The 17,140-nt window shown below is 51.8% G+C and carries 18 protein-coding genes; 11 read left to right on the forward strand and 7 right to left on the reverse strand.

Annotation, left to right across the window (positions count from 1 at the left end; translation table 11 throughout):
• The first annotated feature begins 41 nt into the window (after positions 1-41).
• From pyrC to ACN0R1_RS15705, 6 genes are all read left to right on the forward strand, one after another.
• The gene (pyrC, locus tag ACN0R1_RS15680; protein WP_417584534.1) at positions 42-1,079 is read left to right on the forward strand and encodes a dihydroorotase; all 1,038 of its coding nucleotides are present in this window, start codon (positions 42-44) and stop codon (positions 1,077-1,079) included.
• Positions 1,080-1,103: 24 nt separating this feature from the next.
• Complete coding sequence (locus tag ACN0R1_RS15685) at positions 1,104-2,045, forward strand: LysR family transcriptional regulator (RefSeq protein ID WP_417584536.1); 942 nt, start codon at positions 1,104-1,106, stop codon at positions 2,043-2,045.
• 97 nt (positions 2,046-2,142) lie between these two features.
• Positions 2,143-3,174 (forward strand): TRAP transporter substrate-binding protein DctP, encoded by a 1,032-nt coding sequence (gene dctP, locus ACN0R1_RS15690; RefSeq protein ID WP_417584538.1) that lies wholly within the window; start codon positions 2,143-2,145, stop codon positions 3,172-3,174.
• A 70-nt stretch (positions 3,175-3,244) separates the two neighbouring features.
• Positions 3,245-3,736: a TRAP transporter small permease gene (locus tag ACN0R1_RS15695; RefSeq protein ID WP_417584540.1), complete on the forward strand. Its 492-nt coding sequence runs from the start codon at positions 3,245-3,247 to the stop codon at positions 3,734-3,736.
• Positions 3,733-5,010: a TRAP transporter large permease gene (locus tag ACN0R1_RS15700; protein ID WP_417584542.1), complete on the forward strand. Its 1,278-nt coding sequence runs from the start codon at positions 3,733-3,735 to the stop codon at positions 5,008-5,010. Before ACN0R1_RS15695 ends, ACN0R1_RS15700 begins: the two co-directional genes overlap by 4 nt.
• A 16-nt stretch (positions 5,011-5,026) precedes the next feature.
• Positions 5,027-5,755, forward strand: a complete 729-nt coding sequence (locus ACN0R1_RS15705) for a M15 family metallopeptidase (protein WP_417584602.1) — start codon at positions 5,027-5,029, stop codon at positions 5,753-5,755.
• A gap of 26 nt (positions 5,756-5,781) precedes the next feature.
• On the opposite strand, the gene ACN0R1_RS15710 is transcribed toward ACN0R1_RS15705, so the two are convergent.
• Both ACN0R1_RS15710 and rarD read right to left on the reverse strand, forming a co-directional pair.
• Positions 5,782-6,012, reverse strand: a complete 231-nt coding sequence (locus ACN0R1_RS15710) for a DUF2798 domain-containing protein (RefSeq protein WP_417584544.1) — start codon at positions 6,010-6,012, stop codon at positions 5,782-5,784.
• Between the two features lie 62 nt (positions 6,013-6,074).
• Positions 6,075-6,992 (reverse strand): EamA family transporter RarD, encoded by a 918-nt coding sequence (gene rarD, locus ACN0R1_RS15715; RefSeq protein WP_417584546.1) that lies wholly within the window; start codon positions 6,990-6,992, stop codon positions 6,075-6,077.
• Positions 6,993-7,169: 177 nt separating this feature from the next.
• Between rarD and ACN0R1_RS15720 the strand changes: the two genes are divergently transcribed.
• The 4 genes from ACN0R1_RS15720 to ACN0R1_RS15735 all read left to right on the forward strand — a co-directional run bounded on the left by ACN0R1_RS15720 (position 7,170) and on the right by ACN0R1_RS15735 (position 10,443).
• A complete protein-coding gene (locus ACN0R1_RS15720) occupies positions 7,170-7,517 on the forward strand; it encodes a hypothetical protein (protein ID WP_417584548.1) in 348 nt (115 codons plus the stop codon).
• An 18-nt stretch (positions 7,518-7,535) separates the two neighbouring features.
• Positions 7,536-8,852, forward strand: a complete 1,317-nt coding sequence (locus ACN0R1_RS15725) for an MFS transporter (protein WP_417584550.1) — start codon at positions 7,536-7,538, stop codon at positions 8,850-8,852.
• 91 nt (positions 8,853-8,943) lie between these two features.
• Positions 8,944-9,999 carry an META domain-containing protein gene (locus tag ACN0R1_RS15730; RefSeq protein WP_417584552.1) on the forward strand — a complete coding sequence of 352 codons (1,056 nt, stop codon included), beginning with the start codon at positions 8,944-8,946 and terminating at the stop codon, positions 9,997-9,999.
• A 69-nt stretch (positions 10,000-10,068) separates the two neighbouring features.
• Positions 10,069-10,443: a SirB2 family protein gene (locus ACN0R1_RS15735; protein ID WP_417584554.1), complete on the forward strand. Its 375-nt coding sequence runs from the start codon at positions 10,069-10,071 to the stop codon at positions 10,441-10,443.
• Between the two features lie 21 nt (positions 10,444-10,464).
• Here ACN0R1_RS15735 and rfbD read toward each other — a convergent pair whose 3' ends face one another.
• From rfbD to ACN0R1_RS15760, 5 genes are all read right to left on the reverse strand, one after another.
• Positions 10,465-11,367: a dTDP-4-dehydrorhamnose reductase gene (rfbD, locus tag ACN0R1_RS15740; protein ID WP_417584556.1), complete on the reverse strand. Its 903-nt coding sequence runs from the start codon at positions 11,365-11,367 to the stop codon at positions 10,465-10,467.
• A 125-nt stretch (positions 11,368-11,492) separates the two neighbouring features.
• Positions 11,493-12,197 carry a methyl-accepting chemotaxis protein gene (locus ACN0R1_RS15745; protein WP_417584558.1) on the reverse strand — a complete coding sequence of 235 codons (705 nt, stop codon included), beginning with the start codon at positions 12,195-12,197 and terminating at the stop codon, positions 11,493-11,495.
• A 94-nt stretch (positions 12,198-12,291) separates the two neighbouring features.
• A complete protein-coding gene (locus ACN0R1_RS15750) occupies positions 12,292-13,554 on the reverse strand; it encodes a TRAP transporter large permease (protein WP_417584560.1) in 1,263 nt (420 codons plus the stop codon).
• A 6-nt stretch (positions 13,555-13,560) separates the two neighbouring features.
• Positions 13,561-14,112 carry a TRAP transporter small permease gene (locus ACN0R1_RS15755; protein WP_417584562.1) on the reverse strand — a complete coding sequence of 184 codons (552 nt, stop codon included), beginning with the start codon at positions 14,110-14,112 and terminating at the stop codon, positions 13,561-13,563.
• Between the two features lie 57 nt (positions 14,113-14,169).
• The gene (locus tag ACN0R1_RS15760; RefSeq protein WP_417584564.1) at positions 14,170-15,159 is read right to left on the reverse strand and encodes a TRAP transporter substrate-binding protein; all 990 of its coding nucleotides are present in this window, start codon (positions 15,157-15,159) and stop codon (positions 14,170-14,172) included.
• A gap of 85 nt (positions 15,160-15,244) precedes the next feature.
• Between ACN0R1_RS15760 and ACN0R1_RS15765 the strand changes: the two genes are divergently transcribed.
• Positions 15,245-17,092, forward strand: a complete 1,848-nt coding sequence (locus ACN0R1_RS15765; RefSeq protein ID WP_417584566.1) for an ABC transporter ATP-binding protein — start codon at positions 15,245-15,247, stop codon at positions 17,090-17,092.
• Positions 17,093-17,140 lie beyond the last annotated feature (48 nt).

Genomic DNA, 17,140 nt, shown 5'->3' on the forward strand with positions numbered 1-17,140 from the left:
TGATAAACTGCAGCGACTCAATTTACGGAGCGCACAACACCATGACTGACCGCTTGACGCTTACCCGCCCCGATGACTGGCACCTGCACCTGCGCGACGGTGAGGTACTGCAGCATGTTGTCCCTGCCACCGCTCGCCAGATGGGGCGAGCTATCGTGATGCCGAATCTGAAACCGCCGGTCACGAATGTGCAACAGGCGTTGGCTTACCGTGAACGTATTCTGGCGCAGGTACCGCCGGGTAGTCGATTTGACCCACTGATGACCCTCTATCTGACCGACAATACCAGTGCTGACATGATTGCTGCAGCCGGTGACAGTGAGCATGTCAAAGCGGTAAAGCTCTATCCCGCTGGTGCCACAACCAATTCAGATGATGGATTGACCGACCTAGGTAAGCTGGATGACATCTGCGCCGCACTGACTGAAGCGAAGATGCCGCTGCTGGTACATGGTGAAGTGACTCACAATCATGTGGATATTTTTGACCGGGAAAAGCAGTTTCTGGATGACATTCTGGCACCTCTGGCAGCACGTCATCCTCAGATGAAGCTGGTGGTAGAACACATCACCACGCGTGATGCCGCCGAATTTGTCCAGGCGCATGGAGACCAGGTCGGTGCGACTATCACCGTTCAGCACCTGGCCTATAATCGCAATCACATGCTGGCAGGTGGCATCCGCCCACATCTCTACTGCCTGCCGATTCTGAAGCGCAATGTGCATCAACAGGCCCTGCAGGATGCGGTAGTCAGCGGCAGCCACAAGTTTTTTCTGGGAACCGACTCAGCGCCTCACGCCAAGGGCGCTAAGGAAAGTGCCTGTGGCTGCGCGGGTTGTTACAGTGCATACGCGGCCATTGAGCTGTATGCGGAGATTTTTGAGGACTTGGGTGTACTGGATAAACTGGAAGCCTTTGCCAGCTTTAACGGGGCTGACTTCTATGGTCTGCCACGCAACACGGATCAGATTACGCTGATTAAGGATGCCTGGCAGGTTCCTGCAGAGATACCGTTTGGCCGCGATATCATCGTGCCGCTTCGCGCCGGGGAAACCTTGCGCTGGAAGCTGGCACACTGATTTCTGAGCCCTCTGGAGTAGTCAATGCTAAATCAGCGTGCGCTGGCTTGCCTCAATGAAGTAGTGAAACGGGGTTCGATTCGTCGAGCCGCCGCCCACCTGCACATTGATGCGTCTGCACTCAGCCGCCATATTAAAAGCCTGGAAGAAACCCTCGGTGTATCCCTGTGTGAACGCCAAGGCAATGGTATGCGCCCCACCGAGGCTGGGCGCCTGTTAGTGCGCCACTATCACACCCAGCGCAGTGCTGAAGAGGTGGTGTTGTCTCAGATTATGGCGATTCAGGGGCTGGCCCGCGGTGAGGTGCGTATCGCCGTAGGCGAAGGCTTCCTCAGCGACTTGATTGCTGCGCCACTGCAATCCTTTATGTCTGCATTCGAAGGTATAGAGATCGAGGTGCGCATGGCGGGCGTCAATGAAGCCATTGCGCTGGTCAAAGAGATGGAGGTGAATATTGCCCTGCTGTATGCCCCACCCGTCGACCCCCTGCTGACCTGCCATGTGGAAACCTGCCAACCGCTGGACCTGATCGTACCACCACAGCATTCGCTGCTGTCACTGCAACGGCCGATACGACTGAGCGATCTACAAGGCTTGCCACTGGGACTGATGGACAACCCTTTTGGCATGCGTCAAATGGTTAATATGGTGGCCCAACAGGAGCGCGTACACCTGCATGCGCGCTTGCACACCAACTCGGTCACGGTACTAAAAAACTTTGTCCGCTCGGGTATCGGTGTCACCTTCATGCCGGAGCTGACGGTGGCCGCAGAACTACAGCGCGGTGAGATACATGCCCTCCCCATGGAACATAGCATTCTGAATGGCGCGCGTGCACAAATTGTCAGTCTGGCCGGACATGAACTAACGCTTTCTGCTAAAGCTTGTGTGGCGCATCTGCGTCAGGGAATGCACTTTTTTCGTGCAGATGCGCCCCGATTAAGCGGCTACCAAGTGTTGTTATAATAACAACACCTCGTCTATTGCATAGTCAACACATCAACTCCTAAGATCAAATCAACCGGCTCCCCGGCTATTCTAAATAACAACAATGGAGATAATCATGTTGAGACATAAACATTTTTCCCTGAAATCCTTAGCGGCCGCATGCGTTTTGTGTGCTGTCGCACTGACCACCAACACGCAAGCTGCTACCAGCATTAACCTGAGTTACAACGGCGCACCTGACCCAGATAAAAATGCCGTACATGTCTTTGCCACCCAACTAAAAACACTGGTGGAAGAAAAAACCCAAGGACAGCTTGAACTGGTGTTGTATCCCAACAGCATGCTGGGCACCGAAGAAGAACGCATGGAACAGACCATGAATTCACCGAGTCTGAACATCGCTTCTTTTGCCGGTGTATCACCATTAGCAGATGAGATATTCATCAGCGCTACTCCCTTCCTGTTTGATAACTTTGATTCTGCACGGGCCTTTTTTGATGAGGGGCAGTACTGGCAGGAAATTTCAACCAAACTGCAGGAACGCGCTGGCGTAGACATGCTGGCAGTCGTTGAAGAAGGTGGTTTCCTGGCCTTCACCAACAACAAGCGCCCGATCCACTCACCTGCTGATTTTGAAGGGCTGCGTTTCCGTGCCATGGATCCAAGCCAGGTTGCCCTATATGAGGCCTTTGGTGCTTCAGGCACGCCTATCCCCTGGACAGAAGTTTACATGTCACTGCGCACAGGTGTAGCTGATGGTCAGATGAATCCACCCATGTACATCATTCTGGGCAGCCTGTATGAAGTACAGCAGTACCTGACCCTGGCAAACATTAACTACTCCATGCAGTTCCTGGTAGGTAATAGCGCCTTGATGGAAAGCCTGGATGAAACTACCCGCGCCGCCTTCCTGGAAGCGGTTGCCGAAGCGACTGCCGCCGCACGCATCCACAATGAAGCACAAGTGGAATCACGCATTTCCTATTTGGAAGAGCAAGGGATGGAAGTTATTCATCCCAGCCGTGAAGATCTCGACGCCTTCCGTGACTTGGGACAACCTGCTTTCCTGAGCTGGCTGAAAGAACGCGGCATCGATCAGCAGTTAATCGATATGGCGCTGGAAGATGCTAAAACACTAGCTCACTGATCTTCGTCAGTCACTCCATTCGAGGGAGCAGTGCACAGCACTGCTCCTGCCTGTTTGCGATGGATACTCTATGAATAAGTTTCGAATGAAAGTCCTGTCTTTCGTCAAGACAACAACACTAATGCTGGCCAGTGCACTATTACTGACCAATATTTTGGTCATTCTTTATGCCGTTACGCTGCGCTACTTGGTTGGCGGCGCACCGATTTGGACCGATGAAGCGGCACGCTTCCTAGTTATAGGCTGCACCTTTCTTGCCGCCGGGGCTGTTTGGGTGGAAGGTGGTCACATGCGTATTGCCCTGCTGGAAACAAGTCTGCCGACACGGCTGTCTCAGGCACTGGTTCTCTATCAATGGCTACTGACATTGACACTGGCAATTGTTGCTGCAGTGTTCAGCTATCGCTATGCCCAATCGGTCGGGATGTTCAAGACCCCAGGACTGGGCATCAGTCGCACCTGGCCACTACTGTCTATGCCGATTGGCTTCGGATTGCTGGCACTTCAGGTGCTGCTTCACGGCCCCAAACGCCTGCCTGTCATGTCGGAGAATCCAGAATGACCCTGATAATGCTACTTGTTTTTCTGGTCCATGTTCTACTGGGACTGCCGTTATTTTTGGCTCTACTGACCACCGCCGTAGTGGGCTTTATGTTCGTTGACCCATCCATGATCAGCCGCATTATGCCGCAACAGTTTTTTGGCGGTATCAATGTATTTTCCCTGATGGCGATTCCGCTATTTATTCTTGCTGGCAACCTGATGAATGCTAGCGGCATGACTGAACGCCTGATGCGCCTGGCCAATATGCTGGTCGGTCATCTACGAGGCGGTATCGGTCATGTTAACGTAGTGTCCAGCGTATTTTTTGCCGGTGTTAATGGCTCGGCTGTCGCAGATACTTCCGCGCTGGGATCCCTGTTGGTACCCGCGATGAAAAAGGAGGGCTACTCCACCGCGTTTGCCGCTGGCTTGACGGCTGGCAGTTCATTGATCGGACCGATCATCCCCCCCAGTATTTTTATGATTCTCTATGCCTCACTGACTAATACGTCTGTCGGCAGCCTCTTCCTGGCAGGGGTGATTCCGGGACTGATTATGGGTGTTGCCTTTATGGGACTCAATGCCTGGTATGCCTGGAAACATCAGTTACAGAAACAGGGAGGTCTCCCCTCTATGAATATGCTGGCAATGGCTATATTGGGTGCCATGCCAGCGCTGGTGGCTCCCTTCATCATCGTTGCAAGTATTGTGATGGGATTTGTCACACCAACCGAGTCAGGTGCTCTGATCACAGCCTATGTTGCACTATGCGGCATACTGCTCGGGCAGCTGAAACTGCCCGCGCTGTGGAAAGCAATTGTCAATACGGCCCGGCTGACGTCAGCAATTTTCCTGATTATGGCTGCATCAGCCACCATCAGTTGGCTGCTGTCTTATGCACAGGTACCCGCTCAGTTTGTTGAACTACTGGCACCCTATGTAGATAAACCCGTGATGATTTTGCTGATCATCAGCCTGATCACCTTTATCACCGGCATGTTCATGGAAGAGGTCTCCACACTGATGCTGCTGACACCGATTGTTGCCCCAATCGCTATGATGGCCGGTATCGACCCAGTACATCTGGGCATTATCATCACTCTAAACATCACCATTGCTTTGATCACACCTCCCATGGGGGCTTGCGTGTTCGTTGCCGCTGCCGTCAGCCAGATAGAGATTATTGAACTCTTCAAGAGCATCTGGCCTTTTGTGCTGACTGCTGTGCTGGTACTAATCCTGTTGATATTTTTCCCGGCGCTGACGCTCTGGCTGCCAACCACCTTCGGATAAGCTGATATTGAATAATATGAAAACGTTGAAAAATGAGTTTCTTTTGCAACCCATCCCTCACCAGACAGAGCCCGACTGGAATCTGGTCAGCCATATTCCAATTCAGGAATTAAATGAACCACTGGTGCCACTGTCTCTCGCCCCGGCATCCATCAAAGTGTTTCCAATCTACAAGCGGCTCGGAATACCTGGTGCGGTGACTGACTGCTTTATTCGTGAGGGTGTCTACCGTCGCCTGCTGGCGGTGGCGCGCTCACTACCGGACAGCTACAGCCTGGTCATTCTGGACGGCTGGCGGCCTTGGCGAGTACAGCAGCACCTGTTCGACAGTCTCTATGAAACCCTGCATCACCAGCACCCTGATGCCAGTGAAACACAACTAGTCACTATGACCCGAGAGTTTGTATCCATCGCCAGCCGAGATCCACGAGCACCCAGCCCACATTTAACGGGCGGCGCAGTCGATGTCACGCTTTGTGATGCGGATGGCTTGATGGTCAACATGGGTACGCGTTTTGATGAGGTTTCGCCGGCTTCACATACGGATTATTTTGAACAGTTTGAGGATGGCAGTGCTGAACAGACTGCGCGTGATCGTCGGCGGCTGTTATTCAATGCTATGGCACAGCAGGGCTTCACCAACCTGCCCAGTGAGTGGTGGCATTATGATTTTGGTGATCAACTCTGGGCCAGTTACAGCGGGGCCACACAGGCCTTATACGGACCCACAGAGTTTTCACTCTAACCTGCCACTTCCGTCAGGCATGATGCTCATGTCTGACGGATTAACTTACCCGACAGCTTCTGCAGCCGCGGTGCACCCACCAAAATCAGCACAAATGCCACTGGCCAGGCCACAATAAAGGCATTGAACCAACGCAGGAAAAAACCATCGGAAAAACCGGTGTTCACCAGGGTGATGACACAGGTCATGATAAACACCATGTATATCGACATCATAAAGGTGAACACAAAACGTTGATAACGCGCTGGAAAAATCATCTTGCCAACATTCCGTAATATATTAGTTAATATGTAAATAACAGATACTTAACTCTAGCCGATCACTCCTTTGATAAAGACTGGGTGGCTATCTTTAACTTATCATTTGTTGATGATTTCTTATTAGCCATCCACATCCCCCACATAAACAATACCAAGGCTGTCCAGATAAACAGGAAAGTCACCAAACGCTGTGGCGGGAAGTCCTCTTTAAAAATCAGCACGGCAATCAGAAACTGCATAGTGGGGTTAATGTACATAATAAAGCCGACCACTGACAGATCCAGCCGCTTGGCGGCCGCCGCAAAGAGTAACAACGGGATGGCAGTCATCACACCCGAAGCAACTAACAAGAGGGTTGTCGTCAGGTCACCACCAAAATCCAGTTGGTAGGCCGGGCTGATGAATTGCCAAGCTAGCCAACCCAGAGCCAGCGGAAAAATCAGCATCGTTTCAACCGTTAACCCGTTGAGCCCGTCTACCGGGTAGCGTTTGCGTACCAGGCCATAAAAACCAAAACTCAATGCCAGGGATAAGGACACCCAGGGGAAGCTGCCAAGGCTGAAAAGCTCCCAGCCTACCGCTACCGCAGCCAAGCCGCCGGCAATAGCCTGTAGCGGATGCAAGGCTTCTTTGAGTAGCACGCGCGCCAGCAGCAAACTGATCAGGGGTGTCATGTAGTAGCCCAGACTGGCTTCCATAACGCGATGCTGCGCTACCGCCCAGATAAAAATCAGCCAGTTAGCTGAGATCAGCAAGGAGGTCAGTGCCAGCCATCGCATCAGCACCGGATCTTTCAGCAAACGTACAAACGAGTCACGCTTACCCAGCACCAGAATCACCAACATCGTGACAAGCATCGACCAGATAATACGGTTTGCCAATACCTCCACGGAAGACACGTGACTGAGTAGATTAAAGAACAGCGGGAAGCATCCCCAGATAGTGTAGGCAGCTAATGCCAACAACAAGCCCTGCATGAGTTTCTCCTTAGACAATCTGGAATCTTAACCTGTAAGATCATAAAGTTCAGCTCATAAACGCTTATAGACCGATCAGTTTTATTATATTAGTATTGATTCATAAATACTCATGCAGCCTAGCTATGCTGGCAGGCATACAGTCCCCCTGCTACACGTCGTCAACATGGATTCCTGATGAAAAAACTATTGCTATTTTCATTGCCCGCTCTAATCATTGGCTTGGTTATGGGCATCGGCCTGAACCACTATCTACAGCAACCCAGTGCCGGGATGTATGTCACTTTTGAAAATCAGGATAGTGTCATGATTGAGTCTATTCAGCTTAATTTTGGCAACGCCAATGGTCAGTCAGATCTATTAACACTGCGACTGGCTCCCGGTGAGCAACGCATGCTGCTATTGAATCATGATCCCGGTCTGGGATTTAATGTCAGTGTACGCTACGCCGGTGGAGATACTCAGGAGTTTTGCGCTCGACAGCCCGATGATCAGCGTATACAGACAATCGCCTTGCGCCGATAAAGTTCAGGAAGCGTCAGCATGAAGCCCCTACATCCGAACTGGAAGGAAACCCTCTATACACGTCTTGCCGAAGATGATGAAGGACGTGTGTGCAAAGACATATCCGCTGAGGCCTGCCATGAAACACCTGGGAACTTCATTCACACCCTGATAGCCAACACCCTGAGTAGCCTTGCCGATAAACTGGCCAGCGCCAAAACCACCTTACCCTGGCTGTTATTGCACCTGGGCGCTCCTGCCTGGATGCTGAGCTTGCTGGTACCCATTCGCGAATCCGGCTCTATGCTGCCACAGATGCTGATCGGCGCACTCGTCAGACGCCAACCTGTGCGAAAATGGGTATGGGTCTGGGGCGGCACCCTGCAGGGGCTCAGCCTTATGGCAATGGGCTGGACCGCCATGGTCCTTGAGGGATCCACAGCAGGCGTTACGTTACTAGCGTTATTAGTGCTATTTAGCCTGGCTCGCGGGGCCTGCTCTGTCGCCTATAAGGATGTACAGGGTAAGACTGTTCCGAAAACGCGGCGTGGACGTTTAGCTGGCTGGATCAGCGCTGTATCGGGACTAGCCGCACTCGGGGTGGGTATATTACTGAGCCTGATCCAGACGGATGCATCACAACGTCTCTATGTCGGCTTATTGTTGCTAGCCGCTCTTTGCTGGTTCTTGGCGGCCTGGTGGTTCAGTCGCATCGTTGAATTTCCTGGCGCAACAGCCGGTGGCGCCAACGGGTTATCCGAAGCGTTGAAAAAACTCAGCCTACTACGGGATGATAAACCCTTCCGGTACTTTGTCATCGCCAGAGCATTGGCAATGGGTTCAGGGCTGGCCGCGCCCTTTTATATAGCTCTGGCTCGCGATGACCTGGGCAGTGCCATTAGTTTACTGGGATTATTTATTGCTATTGAAGGTTTGGCTGGCCTGATCAGCTCTCCCGTATGGGGACGCTGGGCCGATCACTCCAGCCGACAGGTGTTTGCTGTAGCCTGCGCCCTGGCAGGTCTACTGTCGATCCTTGTTGCCGTTATATCCTGGTTTGCTCTGAATCCCACGCTAGCCATGCTGGTCTATCTGCTGGCATTTTTTGGCCTGGGCGTTGCGCATGCCGGTGTCCGGTTAGGACGCAAAACCTATATGGTAGACATGGCCTCAGGTAACAAACGTACTGACTATGTAGCGGTCAGTAATTCAGTGATTGGCGCGGTGCTATTGCTCACCGGCCTGGTGGGTGCACTCACGGCACTAATCTCTGTGCAGGGTACGTTAATCCTGTTGGGCCTAGCAGGATTGGTGGGGGCATTAATGAGTTTGCAATGGCAACACGTCTCCGGCTAAGACACTGGTGCATTCAGTTACGTCCAGCTATATTGGTCTACAAGCCGCGTGTCTGATAAGGCCTTGGAAACATTATTAACGAGAATCTATTATGCCTAAAACCCTATCCCTTAGCCTGTCATCCTGCATAGCCGCCTTATTGATCAGTGGCTGCAGTCAAACAGCTACACAACCTGTAGCCGATACAACAGAGGGGGCGCCAGTGGCGCTGCAAAATCAGAGCTATTTCGGTGTTCTACCCTGCGCCAGCTGTCCTGGTATTGATACCCATCTCGACTTACTGGCCGATGGCAGCTATTTTTTGACCGAAACCTATCAGGACAGACCTGACGGCAACGTCAGTCAGTTAGGTCGCTGGACACTGGATAATGGCCAGTTACTGTTACAAGGCCAAGACCGAGAGTTGATTTACTTTGCTACTGACAGTGGTGGTTGGTTGCAGGCTGATATACAAGGTCGGCCCATTGTGTCCGAGCTCAATTACAGCCTGGAACCTCAAGGCTGGAAACCCGCAGAGGTGACTGGCTCGGTAGAAGGCATGCTGTCCTACATGGCCGATGCAGCCTCGTTTATCGAGTGTTCAACCGGCAAGCGTTTCCCGGTAATCATGACCGACGAGTGGTTATCAGTTGAACGCACTTATCTGGCATCCAGCAGTGCGGCTGGTAGCTACCTGAATACCCTGGCAGACGTCACTTTCAAATGGATCACACCGGAAGAAGGTGCGCCCCGCCACCATTTACACTTTAACCATTTGCAACAAACCCTGCCAGCCACCACCTGTGGCAGTCCAGTTGAGTCTCTGGAACATCATGAATGGGATTTGGTCGAGCTACAGAACACGCAATCGGAGCAATTGGAGGCCTTACAGACACGCCCCTATGTTAAGTTCAGTGGCCAGCAAATTTCCGGCCATACTGGCTGTAATGCCATGGCAGGACAGATCAAGCTAGAGGGTGAACGCCTGCAGCTCAGCCAAGTAGCCAGCACCCGTATGTACTGTGAACAAGCGGCGCAGATCGAAAATACATTTTTACAGATACTAGAAAAAGCCAGCTACAGCAGCCTGGAAGGCGAAAGCTGGAGCTGGTATGACGAAGATATGCAAAGGCTGGCGTCCTTTACCCGAAAAACCGCGCTGGACTAGTTGTGTGCAGCCAAGGCTTATGACACAGTCTGCACCTGTTAACTGAACTGATGGAAAACTGACATGTACATGGCGTTTAAACACCTTCATCTGACAATGGCTGCTTTGACCATCCTGCTCTTTATTGCTCGGGCAGGGTTTGTCATCGTCTGGCCTGCTGGCATTCGTAAACGCTGGATGAAAATTCTGGCACACAGCGTGGATGCTCTGCTAATTATTTCTGCCATTGCCTTGCTGGTGGTGATGAACATGAATCCGATCCATGTCGGCTGGGTATTGGCGAAGATCATCGCCTTGTTTGCTTATATCGGCTTCTCGGTTTATGCCTTCAAGATGGCTAACACCCTGCCATCAAGATTGCTGGGCGTACTGCTGACAGGTGCAACACTGGCTTACATTGCCATGGTGGCCGTACGCAAGACACCTACGCTGGGTTTGTTCTAACAGCGCTAGTATCTCAAAGGGTTACAAGCGCACCTGGCCATAGTACTCCCGGATTAAGCGCTGGAGTTCAATGCGCCAGGGGCGCTGCCTGATACCAAAAGCATTCAAAACCTTGCCACATTTCAATACCGATGTAGCCGGGCGCTGTGCTTCAGTTACATAGTCCTTTGAGGCCACTGGCTGAATACTGTCAACCTTAAGATCTTCATACTGGCGTGCGGCCGCAATCACTGCTTCACTGAAGCCATACCGTGTAGTCACTTCAGCACCGCAATAATGGTAGGTTCCCCAGGCTTCCGCACCACAGCTCATCTGTTTAATAATAGCCAGGATGACACGGGCCAGATCAAAGGCCGATGTCGGACAGCCACGGCGGTCATCTACAGCCTGCATCAGCGTATGCTCACGTGCTTCAGACAACAGCCGCAGCATGAAATTATCACCACGGTCACTAAACAACCAACTGGTTCTTAAAATAATGTGCCGCGGTAACAATTGGCGTACATACTCCTCACCGCGCAATTTACTCTCACCATAGGCTCCCAGTGGACGGGTATCGTCCTCCTCGGTATAACCGCTGGCGTAATGGCCGTCAAACACATAATCCGTCGATAACTGGATCAGAGGAATAGACAGATCACCACAGGCTACCGCCAGATGGCGTGCCGCTTCAGCGTTAAGCAACATAGCGCGCTGTGGATCACGCTCAGCACGATCAGCACTATTCAGACCAGCGCAATTAATCACGTAATCGGGCAGATGCTTATCAAGCGCCGCTACGATTTTAGCGGGCTGGGTCACATCCAGTAGTTTCCGGTTCAGGGCCACTACAGAAAAAAAAGCATCAGATTCAGCAAGCCTGACGATCGCTGAGCCTGATTGACCATCAGCACCCGTAATAAGAATTTTAACCGGATCAGACAACAATCATGGATCTCCGGAAGATAACAGAGGATTTAAGGAAACTCACTGGAGTTTAAGGGAAATACCCAGGTTTGAAAACCTCTGGCATGGCCCAGTTTGGTATTGAAACAACTGACCAGGGAACATTATTGTTTTGCCCGAGCACCCAACTGCCGCTCCAGCTCACCGATCAGCTCATTGATATATTCAGCTGACTTCCCAGTGTCTTCAGCCAGTCCTTTAACATGTTCGGCAACCACAGCAAAGCCTCGACCCGCATCACCGGCCCGAGCGGCTTCAATACTGGCATTCAGGCTCAGCAAGCGTAACGACTTGAGCATATACAGGATTTTCTGGGTTTCGGTGATAATATTACCACTGACCGCCGCTACCTGCTTCATATTAGCGGCTCGCTGGCTTTCCTCTTCCTTGCGTTGACCAATATCTACTACCACACCTTCCAGAAATGCCAAGTTTCCCTGTGCATCAAAGACTGGGCCGCCATGTTCATTCACCCACTGGGTATTACCACTGGCGGTACGAATACGATAATCAATATCCCAGTTCTTACGTGCCTTAATACCAGCCTCAACGGCGGCATCAACACTGGCGACATCATCGGCATGAATCAACGAAACGTAGGAAGCTTTGCGATTATTTAGCAGATCATGCAGCTCAAAGCCAGTGGTATCTTTGACTCGCCCAGACATCACCAGCATGGTGTAATGCTCATCATTCCGACAGCGATAGAGAAAACCTTTCATACGACGGGTGATACTATCGTAAACCTGGGTAGCATCCTGATTTTCATGAGATTGTGACATAGATGACATGGCTTTAATTACACTCATCGCAAGGTGACTTCCTAAATATTGTGCAAGTGCACAACATCTTCTATTCTTGCCATGTTGTGGAAGAAAAGTAAAGCGATGCGGAGGTTAAAACTCATAACAACATCAATACCAACTCAGATTTCCAGCTCAGCAACACCAGGGTAACCAGCGTCATCAACAAAAAGGGCAATAATGCCTTGAAGATACGCATGGGTGGCTCACCCGTCATGGCGGAGCTGATAAATAGTCCTGCACCCACCGGTGGAGTCAACAAACCCATCACTAACGTCAAACACACCACTACACCAAACTGATACGGACTGATACCAAAATCAGTCTGCGCCACTGGTAGCAAGATAGGCACCACCAGAATCAGGGCAGCAATACCATCCAAGACCATGCCTACCAGCAATAAAGCCACCACCACCAACAATAAAAACACAAAAGGGTCAGAGGTCTGCTGTACTATCCAGGCCGCGGCATTCTGAGGGATATGCTCATACACCAGTACCCAGCCAAATACACCTGCGGCTGAAATCAGGATAATCACCATGCCAGAGTTCAATGCGGTGCGTTTTAACAGTTCAGGCAGTTGAGAAAAGCGCAACTCCTTATACACGAAACGCCCAACCAGCAGCGCACCCAATGAGGCCAGTGCTGCCGATTCGGTCGGCGTAACCAAACCAGAGAGAATCCCGCCAATAATCAGTACTGGAATAGCCAAAGCAGGCAAACCCAGCAGTAAAGCCTGACGGGATTCAGCCAATGTCATCCACTGACCCGCTGGGTACTGATGCACCAGTCCCATCAGGGTAATGGTGACAAAAAACAGTGCCGACATAATCAAACCAGGAATAATACCGGCGATAAACATATCGGCAATCGGGACTTGCGCCAACACGCCGAAGAGCACAAACAGCATCGAAGGTGGAATAATGGGGGACAACAGACCACCTGCCGCGGTGATAGCTGCGGCATAAGGACGGCTGTAACCCTCCTTCTCCATCTCCGGCACCATGGCGCGCGACATGATGGCTATCTGAGAAGCAGCAGAGCCCATAATGGCCGCCATCATCATATTGGCCACCAGATTGATATACGCCATGCCACCGCGAAAGCCACCCACCAGGATACGCGCCATATTGATCAACCGACGCGTGAGCCCACCTTCATTCATCAGCTCGCCCGCCAGCATAAACAGCGGAATCGCCAACAGGCCGTAGTTTTCGATAGAGCCAAACAACTGCTGGGCAAAGGAATCAAACAGCACTGAATTATCAGACGTGGCAATATAAAAGGCCGCCGACAGTGCCAACACCAAAGCAATCGGCACCGATGCAAACAGCAACACAAAGAATACGGCCATCAGAGTCATAACCCGCTACCCCTGAACATCGCTATAATCTCTTTTTAGCAGTTGCGAACAACGCCCTAGCAGGTTTACCCAGGCGTGCAGCAGCAAAGTAACGGCGACAAATGGTAAAGCCAGCCAGATCCAGAATTTTTTCAATCCCAGGGTGTTGGTAGACTCGGCGTAGATGAAATTGAAGGTTTGCATCTGAAACGCCCCGCTATCAAAGCCGTGCTGATACAGAGTGAAGGGATCAAACCAACGAATACAAAACACTAACAACAACCCGGCAAACAGCAGCACCATCAAATCACTGAACAATCCCAGCCAGACCCGCCCCGGTGCAGGCAACAGGTCAACAATCAGCGTGACCGATAACGTCTGGCGGCGTTTAATCACCACAGAGGTTGCCAGAAACGTCATCCACACCATCGCATAGATGGCCATTTCATCCACCCAATAGATCGCCATGCCCAACGCACGGCTGACAACATTGAGCAGAATCAGCACAGTGAGCAGTGCAGCCAATAACGCCGCTATCCACATTTCAGCAGTGGCCAGCCAATCGGAAAGTTTACGCATGCATACCATCAACAAACCTGCTGACAACGGCAGGAACGCCGTTGCCATTCATTGAGATCAAGGATTTCTATTGTTTTCCACGGCTGCACGCAGAGCATCCAGACTACTGGTTTTTTCTGACCAAATGGCTTCCCAGGCGGCTACACTGTCGGCAAAGGCATCACGATCTGCTTCGGTAATTGTGATGTCCAGTGCACGTAGCTCGGCCTCCTGATCGCGCTCCTGTAAACGGAAGGTCTCCACCACATCATCCAACTGGGCTTTCATCAAGCTGGCCAGTTGCGCCTGATCGGCTTCGTCCAGATTACTCCACACTCTGGCTGATACCACACCTACCATCGGAAACATCATGTGGTTGGAAATCAGCAGGTGATCAGCCCGCTCATAAAAGCGGAAAATCAGAATGGAATCAAAATCCATATCGATGGCATCAATCTGACGATTTGCCAAGGCGTCATACACGGCAGGCAAGGGTAATGGGGTTGGCGCGGTATTCAAGGCGGTGTAGAAATCCCGAATAGGATCAAAAGGCGTAATGCGTAACTTTTTGCCCTGCAGATCCGCAGGTGTGCTTACTGGTGTACGACTCATCATCTGCCGCATACCCGCCATACCATAACCCACACCCACCAGGCCCGCTTGCTGGGGAAGCAGATCAAACATCTCTACAGCCGCATCAGACTGCAACAAGGCGGCCGCTTCATCTATATCATCAACCAGGTAAGGCGCATACCAAGCCCCAAACTCAGGTACGCGATTGGAAATCTCTGCTACAGTCAAAAAGGCCATATCCAGCGCACCCGTCTGCAGTTGCTGTACCATTTGTGCCTCGTTACCGAGCTGAGCGGCCGGAAAGACTGTTACACTATGCCGACCTTCTGAGGCCGTCTGCACCTCTTCGGCAAAACGTTGAGCTGCTTGGGTCCAATGGTGTGAAGGCGGTGTAATCAGTCCTAAACGAAAATCCTGCGCTAAGGCTGGCAGTGACAGCAGCGTCATGCAGGATGCCACACCAGCGGCAGTCAGTAGGTTGCGCAGTGAGATCATGGTTGACTCCTGAGATTGTTATGTCGAATGAGTAATTCCTGTTCACTGAATTTAAACACAATTCCAGCCAAATATGTTAGAGATGATGAAGAGAGTTAACCTGTTTCAGTGGTTCGAAAACCGTATTAATCCCTTTCCTGATGAAGAACCGGGTCAACCGCCCAAGGGTTTGATTGCCTTTTGTGTCTACTTCTCACGCGGCATAGGGCCCTGGCTGTTATTGGCCGCAGTCGTAATGACCTGTGTTGCCCTGGTTGAAGTGTGGTTGTTCAGCTTTATGGGCAATCTGGTCAACTGGTTGGCTGAGCAAGACCGGGATTCTTTTCTAGCCACCGAGGGCTGGAAACTGGCAGGCATGGCTGCCGTGATTATGGGCCTGCCGCTGATGGTATTGCTGCATTCACTGCTGAGTTTCCAGGTACTGATGGGCAATTACCCGATGCGTATCCGCTGGCTAATACACCGCTACCTGCTGAAACAGTCGATGCACTATTACCAGGAAGAGTTCGCTGGCCGCATAGCGACCAAGCTGATGCAGACAGCGCTGTCGGTACGTGAGTGTGTGATTAAACTGATCGACGTACTCAACTATGTTGGCGTCTACTTTATTGGCACTCTGGTGATCATGGGCAGTGCGGATACCCGCTTGGCAATCCCACTGGTGGTCTGGCTGATCGGCTATATTTTGATGCTACGCTACTTTGTGCCCTTGATGGGCAAGGTGTCTCAGCGCCAGGCCGATGCCCGCTCTATCATGACCGGGCGGGTGGTAGATGCCTATACCAATATCCAGACCGTCAAACTCTTCTCCCACGCCCAGCGTGAGTCGGCCTATGCCCGCGAAGGCATGGATGGCTTTCTGGGAACGGTACACCAGCAGATGCGTCTGGTGACTTGGTTCAACACCTGCCTCTACCTGCTCAATTCACTGCTATTGCTGGCCGTATCCGGGCTGAGCATCTGGCTGTGGTTGAATGAACTGATCAGTATCGGAGCGCTGGCTGTAGCGTTGGGGCTGGTGCTGCGTTTATCGGGCATGTCTCAATGGATCATGTGGGAAGTGGCTTCGCTGTTTGAAAATATCGGCACGGTCCGTGATGGTATCGGCTCCATTTCCGTACCCCAGCAAGTGCAGGACAAACCCGCTGCACCCGCACTTAAAGCTGATAAAGGGGCTATCAGTTTCGATCAGATCAGCTTTCACTATGGTCAGCAATCGGGCGTTATCGACGCACTTTCGCTGGAGATCAAAGCCGGTGAGAAAGTGGGCCTGGTCGGCCGCTCCGGAGCAGGAAAATCTACACTGGTGAATCTGCTGCTGCGTTTTTATGATCTGGAAAGCGGACGCATTCTGATCGATGGTCAATCCATTGCCGATGTGCAGCAGGAGTCCTTGCGCGCCAATATCGGCATGGTCAGCCAGGACACCTCCCTGCTGCACCGCTCAGTGCGAGACAATATCGCCTACAGCCGTCCCGAGGCCAGTGATGCGGAAGTCATTCAAGCCGCCACCCGCGCCAAAGCCGATGAATTTATTCCCGCCCTGCGTGATGCCAAAGGCCACACTGGCTATGACGCTCAGGTTGGTGAGCGCGGCGTCAAGCTCTCCGGAGGCCAGCGCCAGCGCATCGCCATTGCTCGCGTGATGCTCAAGGATGCCCCCATTCTGATTCTGGATGAAGCCACCTCGGCACTCGATTCTGAAGTTGAGTCCGCCATTCAGGAAAACCTTTATCGCTTGATGGAAGGCAAAACCGTAATCGCCATCGCTCATCGCCTGTCGACGATAGCGGCCATGGATCGTCTGGTGGTGATGGATCAGGGCCGCATTGTTGAAACAGGCAGCCATGCCGAACTGCTGGCACGGGGCGGCATCTATGCCTCACTCTGGGAACGTCAGTCGGGTGGTTTCCTGGCCGAAGATGTGGAGTAACCGCTGTTCTTGATCTATCCCGCCATAAAAATACAAATATCCCACAAT

This window comes from Nitrincola sp. (assembly GCF_048264025.1).
Classification (GTDB): Bacteria; Pseudomonadota; Gammaproteobacteria; order Pseudomonadales; family Balneatricaceae; genus Nitrincola.

Excerpts from the sequence above, each read along its gene's own strand:
- pyrC (WP_417584534.1), top strand. The coding sequence starts at position 42 with ATGACTGACCGCTTGACGCTTACCCGCCCCGATGACTGGCACCTGCAC.
- ACN0R1_RS15685 (WP_417584536.1), top strand. The coding sequence starts at position 1,104 with ATGCTAAATCAGCGTGCGCTGGCTTGCCTCAATGAAGTAGTGAAACGG.
- dctP (WP_417584538.1), top strand. The coding sequence starts at position 2,143 with ATGTTGAGACATAAACATTTTTCCCTGAAATCCTTAGCGGCCGCATGC.
- ACN0R1_RS15695 (WP_417584540.1), top strand. The coding sequence starts at position 3,245 with ATGAATAAGTTTCGAATGAAAGTCCTGTCTTTCGTCAAGACAACAACA.
- ACN0R1_RS15700 (WP_417584542.1), top strand. The coding sequence starts at position 3,733 with ATGACCCTGATAATGCTACTTGTTTTTCTGGTCCATGTTCTACTGGGA.
- ACN0R1_RS15705 (WP_417584602.1), top strand. The coding sequence starts at position 5,027 with ATGAAAACGTTGAAAAATGAGTTTCTTTTGCAACCCATCCCTCACCAG.
- ACN0R1_RS15710 (WP_417584544.1), bottom strand. The coding sequence starts at position 6,012 with ATGATTTTTCCAGCGCGTTATCAACGTTTTGTGTTCACCTTTATGATG.
- rarD (WP_417584546.1), bottom strand. The coding sequence starts at position 6,992 with ATGCAGGGCTTGTTGTTGGCATTAGCTGCCTACACTATCTGGGGATGC.
- ACN0R1_RS15720 (WP_417584548.1), top strand. The coding sequence starts at position 7,170 with ATGAAAAAACTATTGCTATTTTCATTGCCCGCTCTAATCATTGGCTTG.
- ACN0R1_RS15725 (WP_417584550.1), top strand. The coding sequence starts at position 7,536 with ATGAAGCCCCTACATCCGAACTGGAAGGAAACCCTCTATACACGTCTT.
- ACN0R1_RS15730 (WP_417584552.1), top strand. The coding sequence starts at position 8,944 with ATGCCTAAAACCCTATCCCTTAGCCTGTCATCCTGCATAGCCGCCTTA.
- ACN0R1_RS15735 (WP_417584554.1), top strand. The coding sequence starts at position 10,069 with ATGGCGTTTAAACACCTTCATCTGACAATGGCTGCTTTGACCATCCTG.
- ACN0R1_RS15745 (WP_417584558.1), bottom strand. The coding sequence starts at position 12,197 with ATGAGTGTAATTAAAGCCATGTCATCTATGTCACAATCTCATGAAAAT.
- ACN0R1_RS15750 (WP_417584560.1), bottom strand. The coding sequence starts at position 13,554 with ATGACTCTGATGGCCGTATTCTTTGTGTTGCTGTTTGCATCGGTGCCG.
- ACN0R1_RS15755 (WP_417584562.1), bottom strand. The coding sequence starts at position 14,112 with ATGCGTAAACTTTCCGATTGGCTGGCCACTGCTGAAATGTGGATAGCG.
- ACN0R1_RS15760 (WP_417584564.1), bottom strand. The coding sequence starts at position 15,159 with ATGATCTCACTGCGCAACCTACTGACTGCCGCTGGTGTGGCATCCTGC.
- ACN0R1_RS15765 (WP_417584566.1), top strand. The coding sequence starts at position 15,245 with ATGAAGAGAGTTAACCTGTTTCAGTGGTTCGAAAACCGTATTAATCCC.